Raw genomic sequence first — 11393 nt, forward strand, 5'->3', positions numbered from 1 at the left:
GCGAATGAATTCGCAACTTCAATTCTTAACTTAATCGCATTGCTCTACCCTGACCGGGTAGAGCGAAACAAAACCACTAAATCGGTAATTTCGCCAAGCCAAAATCGCAGTCAAAGCAAGTATGACGGCAGTTTCTTGAAGGTGACATAGTAAAATTTGGATGGATGCTAACGTTGTGAATGATCGACAATACATAGCTTGCCTTTCGCTGTTACCAGCCAACTCTGCATGATCAAACCGAGGTAATGCTTATGGTTCCCACGGAAACGAAATATCATAATGAGATCGAAGTGGAACGTTTGTGGGTGACCACAGCCCTGGGTAAGTCGGTATTGTTGCTAATGCCTTTTTCCTTGTTAATTGTGCTCGGTTTGTGGAATACCGAACCGCATGCGCAATTGCTGGCCTGGTTTACGTTTTCTTCGTTCACGCATTTGTTTCGCTGGTCGATTCTGCATTACTACCGCTCCCGTAAACATCGATTAGCCGCAAACGTCAATCGATACAAAACGCTAGTGCTGTTGGCGGGAATGGTCACTAGCGCCAGCTGGGTGTTGAGTGCGCTGCTGTTTCTGGATGTCAACGATCCGGCCAATGTGTTGTTTATTTGTCTGCCGCCCATCATCCAGGCGGTTGGCGCGATGATGACCTGGTTTGCATATTATCCGGCGGTATTGATGCTGTCGATACCGAATGGACTGATCATAACGTTTTTACTGCTGCACGACGGCGGAGAGCGTTTTTTGGCAGCGGCAATCACCATCCTTATCTTACCCATGCTGAGTTATTACTACACACAAAAATTCTCCAGCATGCTCAATCATGTGCTGGAGCTAAGTTTCGAGAATGCCACTCTACGCCAAGAGTCGGAAGAAAAGTCAGACCATCTGGAAACCGCGCTGGAAAACATGGGGCAAGGAATTGCAATGTCCGACAAGCACGATGGACTGAGGATGTGGAATCAACATTTCAGTCAATTGCTGGCTAGCACCGACAGCCGGGTACACGCCAATGCTCAGTTGACGCAGCTTTTGAACTCAGCAACGCCGCCGGTGCCGACCAGCACTGAGGGCACCACCCAATATCGCCTGGCGGACGGCCGAGTATATGAAATTCGACAAGTGCCGCTGACGCACGGCGGCAGGGTGATTACTTTCACCGACATCACTAGTTTGATCAAACGTGAAACGGCCCTGGAAAACGCCCGTAAGGAAGCGGTGCGGGCCAATGCGGCCAAAACCCGCTTTTTAGCTTCGGCAAGCCATGATTTGCGCCAACCGATCCATGCCTTGGGCTTGTTTTTCGGGGAGTTGTCGGAGCGGGTGCGCGATAGGGATACCGCGCAATTGATAGCTCAGGTCGACGATTCGATAGCGGCCATCAATTCAATGTTGAATGCGCTGCTGGACGTATCGAAGCTGGATGCCGGCGTGGTCAAGCCGGAGTTTCAACCCTGTTTGCTGGCCGACATTTTCGCCCGGCTTAAGGCCGAGTTCCAACCGCTGGCTCAGGAAAATCTCAATGCCGTCCGTTTTAGACCTTGCCGCTATTGGGTTGAAACCGACCCGGCCATGCTCGAGCGTATGTTGCGCAATCTGATCGGCAATGCCTTGCGATACACCGAAAACGGCCGGGTGTTGGTTGGTGCGCGTTTGCGAGGAAGTCAAGTGGAAATTCAGGTAATCGACACCGGACACGGCATACCACCCGATCAACTCAAAGAAGTCTTCGTGGAGTTTCATCAGTTACACAACCCGGGCAGGAACCGCCAGCAAGGCCTGGGGCTTGGGCTAGCCATCGTCAAGAGACTGGGAAGTCTGTTGCATCACCGGGTTGCAGTACAGTCCAGCGTGGGCAGGGGATCCTGTTTCTCGATTAACATACCGCTGGCGGTCAAACATAACCCTGTAGATATGGCGCACGATACTCGGCTGGCGTCGCCAAGTGCGGCCTTACAGGACAAACGAATTCTGCTGTTGGATGACGACGACAGCGTATTAGCAAGCATGAGAGGCTTGCTGACTCGCTGGGGGTGTAAAGTCCAGTCCGCTCGATCGCACGAGGAAGTCATGCGGCAACTGTCGGACTGCAGCGAAGGTTTTGATTTGTTGGTTAGCGATTATCGGCTGGCTGACGATGTTACCGGCGTCGATGTGGCGCGAGACATACTTCATCGGTTCGGATACCGGTTTGCGGTGCTGGTGATTACCGGCGATACCGACCCCGAACGTCTACGTGAAGCGGAGGCCAGCGGTTTTCCGTTATTACACAAACCCGTTCATCCCGCCAAATTGCGCGCCACGTTGCAACATCTACTTGGCAAAAAAATGGCGTGAACGTTTTTGCGTCAAAATTTTCACCTGATCAGAAAAGTAGAACGGGCTTAGCAGCGCGAAGCTCATCGCCATCCATGATGGCATATTGACTTAACTAACCGAGGGTTAGCCATGTACAAAAAAATATTTCGCAGCAATCTAACTACTTGTTTGCTAGCAAGCGCCATACTTCTGTCGAGCACTGCGCAAGCGGCCTTGCTGAATTTCGACGACGGCGTCGCCAATGAGTTGATAGGCGATTTCTATGCGGCTCAAGGCGTTAGCTTCAGCAACGCCCAACGTGTCACCAATTTTGGATTAGCCGGTTCGTCGGGTCCTTACGGCATTCGCGCAAGCAATGCCGACGCTTACCAGTGGTTTTCCGAGAATCCGGTGCATGCCTATTTTTCCGGTCCTGTCAATTCAGTCAGTCTAGTTGGGGTGGACGTTGGCGAGAATGGTTTGCGGTTGGAAGCTTACGACGCTGACGTCGGCGGCACTCTACTGGATTTTGCCGAGGCGTTTGGTACTGGGCTTGGCAACAGTCAGTTTTTTACGCTGGTGGTGAACGGCACATCCATCAAGCGCTTGGCCTTCTATCAAATTCGAAATGTGTCGATAGACGGTATTGTGGTGGAGGATTTACAATTTTCCAACCGTGTGTCTGTTCCCGTGCCAGCATCTGCGGTGCTGATGGGTATGGGCTTAGCCGGGCTAAAGGTTTTGGCGCTTAAAAAATAAACGAACTTAACGATGTTCGGCCAGCAACTTTGGCAATAATTCATCGCGCTGTCGAATTTCCAATTTGTCATAAATTTTGCCAACGTGGTCCTTAACGGTAGTGTATTTGATGCTCAACCGCTTGCCAATCTGCTCGAACGGGACGCCTTGGGCCAAGAGTACACCGACCTCCTTTTGCATGGGAGTCAGCGGCATATCGCGCATGGCTTGCAATATCTTCAGCAGCAACGGTTGCCGATGCTCCACAGTCATGCCGATCAAGTTTTGAGGTCCGCTTTCACCGCCATTCAACCAATATGCTCGAAACACAAACTGTCCGTTTGGACCGTTATGGATATGGGATGGCGGCGGTGCGTCGTGGCCACGGAAAATCCGCTGTAAATTGCCGCATAATTCGGCCAGTTTAGCCAACAGACGGTCCTGTTGCCGCAAATCGATCTGAACTCTGGGGAAACGCGCCTGTTCCAGCAGCAACCTGGCCTCAGGGCTTTGGTATTGGATAGTTCCGTTAACATTAAAGATCAGCATGCCGGACGCGCTATTCGGAGCCACTTCGCACGGCGTGTAGTTAGCGGCCCGATAAGCGTGAGCCAAATAGCGCAATAGCGGCATTATTTGCATTTGATCTTTGTTGTCGAATGGTTTTTGCCCAGGCGTTCGATACAGCCCTAACACACCGGCACTGACGCCATCCAATGGAACCGGCACCCAAAGCACATGATGCATATCGTATCTCCGGTAAATCAGGTTATATAAATCCGTCATGTAAAACGACTTCTCCATGACTCTGGGATCATGAATAGTGGGATGGCTGGCAAACCACGTTGCAGCGCGTTGCTGCCGCTCCGAGGTGTGGTACTCGGCAATAATGTTGGGTGCAATGTTAACCATGTCAGATATGTCAAATCCCGATAAATGGTAGTTTGGAACCAAGCCCATGTCGCCGATGGAAAAAGTATTGCTGTTAGAAGGAATAAACATCGGCAATGATTTCAGAAACTCTGTAATCACTACCTCTTTGCTCAAACCTGAGCAGCATAGCTGACGCAAATAGGTCAGGGCATGGCTTGCTTTCATTCGGATACTCCGTCCTAACGTGTTATCGATAAAGTCTTGTAGCGCGAAACCGACGCATAAAACCCTATAGTCATTGAATTCAACTTTCTGTTTTCAGGCTGATGATACCTTGCAGAGTATGTTTATCGCTACGCTGCTCTCGCGAGTAGGTTGAGTCTTGCTGGCTAACAGGCCGCTTAATGCTCATGCCATTCAGGGCGCGATTAACCCTCCTGAACGGCAACTGCCTGCGTTGCGGACACTAACTGGCAATCGCCAATAATTTCGGCAACAATTCTTCTCGCTGGCATATATTCAATTTAGTATAAATCTTGCCGACATGATCCTTAACGGTCGTCGGCTTGATATGCAGCCGGCGACCGATGGTTTCGAAAGGCATACCTTGAGCAATGCACTGAGCCACTTCTTGTTGCATCGGTGAAAGAGACAAGGCTTGCATGGCACGCAATACCATTAACGCAACCGGTACTTTATGCTCTATGGTCAGTCCGGTCAGGTTCTGCTGGTAATCGCCGTGTTCTTGCAACCGGTAAGCTCGGAACAGAAACCGGCCATAGGCATTAGTATGGCAGTGGTTGGGCGGCGGCGCCTGTTCTCCGCGATAAACCGCATTTAATTGACTGCACAGTTGCGCCAACTTGGCCAGCAAACGGTCTTCGCTACGGGTTTCAATCACGAGCCTCGGATAACGCGCCATGCCCATGAGGCGCTCGGCTTCCCGGCTTTGACTGATGATTTGCCCTCGTGCATTCAGGATCATCATACCCGTACGCCCACTGTCGCCACATGCATTGTCTTCGTCGGCTTTTGCACTCAGGGCATGCGCGACATATTGCACCAACCGGCCTAATTGCTCCTGTTCCCGATTCCCAAACGGTTTCTGAGTTTTCGGGCGATACAAACTCAACATACCTATGGGTTTGCCGCTTTGGGCAACCGGCATCCACAATACATGGTGCATATCAAAGGTTTTATATACAAGGTTGTACAAATCGCTTTGATAAAACGTTGGCTCCAATACTCTAGCGTCGGTTATGGCTATATGGTTCTTGAACCAATCGATGGCACGACGCTGCCGGGCTGACGTGTGAAATGAGGCGACAATATTGGGGATGGTTTCCCGCATATCGGCAATGTCGAAACTGGCGATATGGTATTTGGGATAGAGCTGATCATCGGTGCCAGTGAAAGTGTTATTGTTGGAAGCTATCAGCGTTGGCACTGCTCTGAGAAATTCTTCGATGACGATTTCCATATTTAGTCCGGAACAGCATAAACGGCGTAAATGCGCAATGGCGTTGCTATGTTTCATTGACGTAACTCATTATTTTTAGTGTGGTAAGTTAGGTGTAGGTTGAGTTCACACGGCCTTGTGCTCAACCATGGTTTTGTTAATTCCTGGTTCGAATAACGGGTCTCGACAGCCATTTATTGCAGGATTCGATTAACCCGGCACGAAATACTTAAGCCTAGGAATTTAAACCACAGACAACGATTCGGCGCCGCAAACGCCAGAATCAAGCGCCCGGATTCAAAAACCGATTTTTTGTCCTTGTATAAAAGTATGTGTATTTAATACAAGTTTTAAAATATGGATTACTATCTATATCTTTCGATATATCGGGTGAATTATTGACATGAGTTATTGAATGCCTACCATCCGATAAGCCTATGGATATAACAAGTCATTATGTGTCTACCGCAGAAAACGACTTGTTATTTTTGATAAAGCATTGAAGTTGCAAGCCACTTTTGGATCATGACTTTGCTCGTTTGGCGAGGCGTTAAATGAATTTTATTAATTTTTCTACGTTTACGCTATCCGAAGTAATAGGCCATATTATCAATTCTCGGATAAAGGTATTGTTATTATAATAATTTCCGCCTGATCTTCAAATATGATCTTTTCCAGTTTAGCAGGCTGGTGAAAAACTCGAAAAGCCAAGTAAGCTAAGGCATAGATGAGGGGCCAACTGTTAAAATAGGCTACCTAAATTTGGAGCCTTTCAATGCGCGGACACGATGCCATTCAAAACAGCTGGTTCAGCTATGTTAGCCTGGAAGACCGTATTCCCAAACAGCATCCGTTGCGTCGTTTACGGCTACTGGTTGATGGCGTATTGGCCTCTATGGATGCCGTCTTTGCCGAGCGTTACTCGCACACAGGCCGTCCCTCGATTGCCCCTGAAAAACTGCTGCGCGCCTTGCTGTTACAAGTCCTGTATACGGTCCGTAGCGAGCGTCAGTTGATGGAACAACTGGACTACAACCTGTTGTTTCGCTGGTTTGTCGGTCTGGGCATCGACGACGCCGTGTGGGAACGCACAGTGTTCAGTGCCAACCGCGAACGTCTGTTGTCTGAAGCCCTGAGTCGCGAATTTTTTGAGCGGGTACTGGCCATAGCCGAATGGCAAAATCTGGTGTCCGACGAACACTTCAGCGTCGACGGTAGCCTGATTGAAGCCTGGGCCTCGCACAAAAGCTTCGTCAAAAAAGATGGTAGTGGTCCCGATAAACCCGCCGGCCGCAATCCCGAGATCGACTTCAGTGGCGAAAAGCGCAGCAACGCCACCCATCAAAGTACAACCGATCCCGAAGCCCGGCTTTACAAGAAAGGCGAATACACCGAGGCCAAACTGCGTTACATCACCCATGCCTTGTCCGAGAATCGCAACGGCCTGATTGTCGATGTCGAAACCACACAAGCCACCGGCACCGCCGAAATCGAAGCCGCGCAAAAAATGATCAAACGCCGCGTGCCCCAAGGTGGCAGCGTCGGTGCCGACAAAGGCTATGACCAACCGGCGTTCGTCAACGGACTCGAGTCCCGTGATATCAAAGCCCATGTGGCCCGCAAAAAGATTGGCAGTGCCGTCGACGGCCGCACCGCGCGCGGCAAAGGTTACGCCCAAAGTCTCAAGCGCCGCAAAATCGTCGAAGAAGCCTTTGGCTGGGTCAAAACGGTCGGCGGCCTGCGCAAAACCCGTCACATCGGCTTAGCCAAAGTCGCGGGTCAGGCCTTGTTTTGCTTTGCCGCCTACAACCTGACGCGCATGCTCAACCTATTGGTGTTCACGCCGAAACCGGCGTGGAGTGCACCCGCCTAGGGTGAAGTTCGCCTGAAAACCGTCCACAGACGGCTTCAGGCGAATAAAAAGCCCTTGAAACCGGGGCAAAACGCTTGAAACTCGATGTCATGACCGATTTCAACTCGAAAAAATCACGAACATCGTGGGTAAGGGGAAATATCGGCGGGTTTTTCACCAGCCTGTTAAGGAATCTCTGAAAAACAACCATTTTGAGCGGCAGTCACTGTCAAAGTGAGTCAAAAATTTCAATATTCGTCGGCGTGGGCTGGGTTTGGGTTTGGCCATCGTTAAGCGCTTGGCCAAGTTGTTACAGCACGAGATCAAGGTGACTTCGCAGTTTGGCCGGGGTTCTTGTTTCTCGATTACGATGCCAATGACCGCCAGAAGCGTAGCGCGGCAATTGCCGCAACCGTTCGATAGCGTAGCATCAACACATTACGCATTAAGCGGCCGGCACATTTTGATACTGGACGACGACATTTCTGTATTGGAAGGTATGCAAGGTTTATTGCTGCACTGGGGATGTTTAGTGACTACGGCCAATTCACCTGCCGAAGCGGTCGACAAACTGGCATCCGGCGGAGTGCGCCCGGAATTATCGATTACCGCTTGACCGACTATGTCTCCGGCATTGATGTCGCCAGAAGTTTGCAAAATCGCCTGGGTTACCCAAGAGGCCGAAGCCAGTGACTTCCCGTTGCTACACAAACCTGCACACCCGGCGGCACGTTGCAATATTTAATGCGCAAGCCGACTTCTCCGTTACTGTTGGACAATGAAATGGGTACGTAATGACTCAGCTATTTGTTCACCACCACTGCAAGGACGCAGCTCAAAGGTTTTGATCATTCACCGGTGACAGCAATACCCCCCGTCTGACGGCTTCGGTAACCGCCTGAGTCCGATTTCCTACGGCCAAAGCGCGCAGAATGGCGGCTACGTGTAGTTTCACCGTTCCTTCCGCCAGATTCAGATTTCTAGCGATGGTCTTGTTGGGCAGGCCTTTGCCCATGAGTTCCAACACCTCTACCTGCCGCGCCGTCAGAAGAGTTTGCGTGGTGGGGATTTCGCTATCAAGCGTATCGATTGGTGACTGTCCTCCCAGTTTGCCCAGTAATCTGGGGGGGATGAAAATGTCGCCTTGCAATACGATTCGCAATGCGGTCAACATTTCATGGCCGCTGCAGGACTTAGGAATATAGCCGACCGCCCCCTTATCTAATGCAGTTTTTACGTGTTGCGAGATTTCTGATCCCGACAAAACCACAACCGGTATCGTTGGCGCCAACGCGCGCAATTCGGGCAGCGTGGTTAGCCCATCCATATCGGGAAGATCGATATCCAGCAGCACCATATCCAAATTGCGGGTATGAGCAATTAACTGCACTGCCTCTGTGGCGTTAGCCGCCTCATACACCAACACATTGTCAGCCAATTGCTTGAGCACATGCAGCAAAGCTTCTCTAAACAGGGTGTGGTCGTCAACCAACAGGATATGCATAACAGTCGAACTCCGGATCGATTAACGTCAGTTGCTCATCGATAATCTGTACAAAATGTTTAAGTCAATCAGCCAAGCTGTACGAATGAAAACATGGCGGTGTGCGATCCGATCTACACCCTGGATGGGGCGGGGCAACGGGGCAGTTTTGCCAGTCAATTAACCCTCCTTGCAGAGAGCGAAAGCCCCTCAATTTCAGTAATTTTAACACGCTACCGAATCTAACTGCGAGTGGGTTATCTAGTGTTCGCGTCAGGATAACCCCGCCACTTTGCGCCGAACAATAACTGCCGTATTCGCAACTATAACAATCGAGCGCATATCATGAAAAACGGTTTTAAAAAATGGCTGAGTACTGCCTCCTTTGCAATACTAATGGCTGCGACTGATTTGTTAGCGTTTTTGGAGGGCTTAACCGACAGTAATGTCGATATTTTAGTCTCGGATGCTTTTGCTGCGCCAGCTGGGGACCAGCGATAATAAGGCAGCACCGAAAAATTGAACAGCTTATTAAAAGAAAATCCTTCTACTTTTGAAAGTTCGAACGGACGCAGAGATAGTGCAGAAGATTCAAAAAACTAAAACATCCCTCCGAATGACAGAAACAGGACCAAAACCGGCCAGACAAACCTTATCAATATCTATGGCCGATTTGGGTCGATTGCAGACTATTCTCAGAGAGCTTCTGACTGCAAATGATTGATCAAACGGCGATAACCTCCTTGTTATCGCCGATCTGATGGCTTTATACCTCCGCGCTATTCAACCAAAGATCGTGCTTGTTGCACAGACTCAAGGCGTAAACCGTGCCGCTGTATCCCGCCAGACTGAATTCGGAAATGGCGACTGGGTCTTTGCTGGGATCGAACATCCGCTCATTCAGGAATTTGTAGTCTTTATCCAGCAATACGTGTTTGACGATGTAATGTTCATAGCCTTTCATTTCGTGCGGGGTGGTGATTTTGACGGTGGTTTTATCGTCGGCTTTAACGACTTCAATCACCGGCAAATGCGTCGCGGCTTTGCCGGCCCAGCGGCCTTGCGCATCCTTGGTGTAAAACACATCGCCCGGCGGTGTAGGTTGTTTGCCGGCTTCCGCGGCTTGGGCCAGACTGGGGGCAATGGCGCTGATCGCCGCACCGGCGGCACTCAATCGAATAAAATCGCGACGTTCCATGAAAATTCCTTGTGATGGTTTAAAAATTATCGACTACCGAGTTAAGCCCGCATGGCTTGCTCGGCAGCGTGTGTTGAACCGGTTTTTTATTCTGCCCATGCAGAAGAAGCGTTCGCAACGGCTCCGGCTCGCTTGACCGCGCGACGCATCGAAATGTATCACGATTTGTTGGATCTACGTCCATGGGTTCTTACGTTAGCTTATATTTATTACGCCGGTCCTTTTTACCCGTTCGGGCTGAGCTCTTCGAAGCCCAGGCTGGCGGCAGGTCAATCAGGCATTTAACGGCGGAAATTCAAGAGGATGTTCAGTATCGATAAGCCGCGCCAGCGGACATGAAGAGCTGATTGCTGTCAGCTATCGCCGCTGTCGAAAAAATCGGCTTTTTCGCTACCAACAATGCCGAGCAGTAAACCGGCAAGTCAAATAGAATGGCTATTCGTGCAATATCAAATCAGAGGGCAGGCTATGGATCACGATTTTTGGCATCAGCGTTGGCAACAGAACCAAATCGGTTTTCACAAGCATGAGTTCAACCCCATTCTGCAAACGCATTGGCCGCGCTTGTCTATCCCGAAAAAAGCGCGGGTGTTTGTCCCGCTGTGCGGCAAGAGCAAGGACTTGCTCTGGCTATTGGCTATGGGCTATCAGGTGGTGGGTGTGGAATTAAGTCCGCTGGCTGTCGAGTCGTTTTTCGCCGATAACAATTTGCAACCAACGGTGCGGCGCCAGGGCGATTTTTGGGTCAGCGAGGTGGACGGTTTGCAGATTTTCTGCGGGGATTTTTTTGCATTGCAAGCTGCCGATGTCGGCGAGTTTGATGCGGTTTACGATAGGGCGGCGCTGGTGGCTTTGCCGCCGGATATGCGCATTGATTACGTGATGAAATTGTCCTCGCTGTTACCCGCCAACGTGCAAATGTTGCTGATAGCATTCGATTATCCGCAACACGAAATGCCGGGGCCGCCGTTTAGCGTCCAAGCCGACGAGGTTGAGCGTTTGTACAGTCACTGGTGTGAAATCGAATTGCTGACCAGTGACGACGCTTTAGCGACCGAGCTGCATTTTAAAGAGCGCGGCTTAACTAAAATGGTGGAGCAAACCTATAAACTGTTGGTTCGGTGATAACAGAAGTACCGAATTGCCAGTCGCATAGCATTAACCCGGCGCTTAAATCGGTGTGTCTATAGGCGCATCCGCTTGGGTTTCGACGCGCGCAATCCGCACGAAACACCAGTGATAAACAGGGCCGGGTTGATCCTCTTTTGAATTTTCTAGAGTCGTCTTTTCGGCGAAGAGCAGAGTCCCTTTAAGCCCTTAGGCTCCAACACTCAATGCAGCGGCAGCATTTAGGGCGTCGGTTTATCAAAGCGGGAGACTGTTGCAGAATCGGTGTGCCACGTTTCATTTTTGTTTCATACTCCTGGGTATTGTTTCAATGTTTCATATTGAAACGTATTTTGCACCTCTAAATAGTTGATCGACCCTTACCT

At 50.2% G+C, this 11393-nt stretch carries 10 protein-coding genes; 6 read left to right on the forward strand and 4 right to left on the reverse strand.

Annotated elements, in window-relative coordinates; translation table 11 throughout:
- Positions 1–251: 251 nt before the first annotated feature.
- Positions 252–2336, forward strand: a complete 2085-nt coding sequence (locus ACMXD4_RS10605) for an ATP-binding protein (protein WP_415880722.1) — start codon at positions 252–254, stop codon at positions 2334–2336.
- Between the two features lie 111 nt (positions 2337–2447).
- Positions 2448–3056: a hypothetical protein gene (locus ACMXD4_RS10610; protein WP_415880723.1), complete on the forward strand. Its 609-nt coding sequence runs from the start codon at positions 2448–2450 to the stop codon at positions 3054–3056.
- Between the two features lie 6 nt (positions 3057–3062).
- Here ACMXD4_RS10610 and ACMXD4_RS10615 read toward each other — a convergent pair whose 3' ends face one another.
- Together ACMXD4_RS10615 and ACMXD4_RS10620 are read right to left on the reverse strand one after the other, a co-directional pair.
- Entirely contained in the window at positions 3063–4133 is a 1071-nt protein-coding gene (locus ACMXD4_RS10615) for a helix-turn-helix transcriptional regulator (RefSeq protein ID WP_415880724.1), read from the reverse strand.
- A gap of 241 nt (positions 4134–4374) precedes the next feature.
- Positions 4375–5445 carry a helix-turn-helix transcriptional regulator gene (locus ACMXD4_RS10620; RefSeq protein WP_415880725.1) on the reverse strand — a complete coding sequence of 357 codons (1071 nt, stop codon included), beginning with the start codon at positions 5443–5445 and terminating at the stop codon, positions 4375–4377.
- 697 nt (positions 5446–6142) lie between these two features.
- Here ACMXD4_RS10620 and ACMXD4_RS10625 point away from each other — a divergent pair.
- A complete protein-coding gene (locus tag ACMXD4_RS10625) occupies positions 6143–7240 on the forward strand; it encodes an IS5 family transposase (RefSeq protein ID WP_415878136.1) in 1098 nt (365 codons plus the stop codon).
- Between the two features lie 232 nt (positions 7241–7472).
- Positions 7473–7835, forward strand: coding sequence for an ATP-binding protein (locus tag ACMXD4_RS10630; protein WP_415880827.1), 363 nt, complete (start codon positions 7473–7475; stop codon positions 7833–7835).
- Positions 7836–8054: 219 nt separating this feature from the next.
- Here ACMXD4_RS10630 and ACMXD4_RS10635 read toward each other — a convergent pair whose 3' ends face one another.
- Positions 8055–8723 (reverse strand): response regulator, encoded by a 669-nt coding sequence (locus tag ACMXD4_RS10635; RefSeq protein ID WP_415880726.1) that lies wholly within the window; start codon positions 8721–8723, stop codon positions 8055–8057.
- Positions 8724–9047: 324 nt separating this feature from the next.
- Between ACMXD4_RS10635 and ACMXD4_RS10640 the strand changes: the two genes are divergently transcribed.
- A complete protein-coding gene (locus ACMXD4_RS10640; RefSeq protein WP_415880727.1) occupies positions 9048–9203 on the forward strand; it encodes a hypothetical protein in 156 nt (51 codons plus the stop codon).
- A gap of 265 nt (positions 9204–9468) precedes the next feature.
- Here the strand turns inward: ACMXD4_RS10640 and ACMXD4_RS10645 are convergent, their stop codons facing one another.
- Entirely contained in the window at positions 9469–9900 is a 432-nt protein-coding gene (locus ACMXD4_RS10645; RefSeq protein ID WP_033156337.1) for a desulfoferrodoxin family protein, read from the reverse strand.
- A 468-nt stretch (positions 9901–10368) separates the two neighbouring features.
- On the opposite strand from ACMXD4_RS10645, the gene ACMXD4_RS10650 reads away from it, so the two are divergent.
- Complete coding sequence (locus ACMXD4_RS10650; RefSeq protein ID WP_033156460.1) at positions 10369–11025, forward strand: thiopurine S-methyltransferase; 657 nt, start codon at positions 10369–10371, stop codon at positions 11023–11025.
- Positions 11026–11393 lie beyond the last annotated feature (368 nt).

This window comes from Methylomonas sp. TEB, from assembly GCF_047777895.1.
GTDB lineage: Bacteria > Pseudomonadota > Gammaproteobacteria > Methylococcales > Methylomonadaceae > Methylomonas.

Bases quoted from the DNA above. Each gene is read 5' to 3' on its own strand.
- ACMXD4_RS10635 (WP_415880726.1), bottom strand. From the start codon at position 8,723: ATGCATATCCTGTTGGTTGACGACCACACCCTGTTTAGAGAAGCTTTG.
- ACMXD4_RS10645 (WP_033156337.1), bottom strand. From the start codon at position 9,900: ATGGAACGTCGCGATTTTATTCGATTGAGTGCCGCCGGTGCGGCGATC.
- ACMXD4_RS10625 (WP_415878136.1), top strand. From the start codon at position 6,143: ATGCGCGGACACGATGCCATTCAAAACAGCTGGTTCAGCTATGTTAGC.
- ACMXD4_RS10640 (WP_415880727.1), top strand. From the start codon at position 9,048: ATGAAAAACGGTTTTAAAAAATGGCTGAGTACTGCCTCCTTTGCAATA.
- ACMXD4_RS10610 (WP_415880723.1), top strand. From the start codon at position 2,448: ATGTACAAAAAAATATTTCGCAGCAATCTAACTACTTGTTTGCTAGCA.
- ACMXD4_RS10620 (WP_415880725.1), bottom strand. From the start codon at position 5,445: ATGAAACATAGCAACGCCATTGCGCATTTACGCCGTTTATGCTGTTCC.
- ACMXD4_RS10605 (WP_415880722.1), top strand. From the start codon at position 252: ATGGTTCCCACGGAAACGAAATATCATAATGAGATCGAAGTGGAACGT.
- ACMXD4_RS10650 (WP_033156460.1), top strand. From the start codon at position 10,369: ATGGATCACGATTTTTGGCATCAGCGTTGGCAACAGAACCAAATCGGT.
- ACMXD4_RS10615 (WP_415880724.1), bottom strand. From the start codon at position 4,133: ATGAAAGCAAGCCATGCCCTGACCTATTTGCGTCAGCTATGCTGCTCA.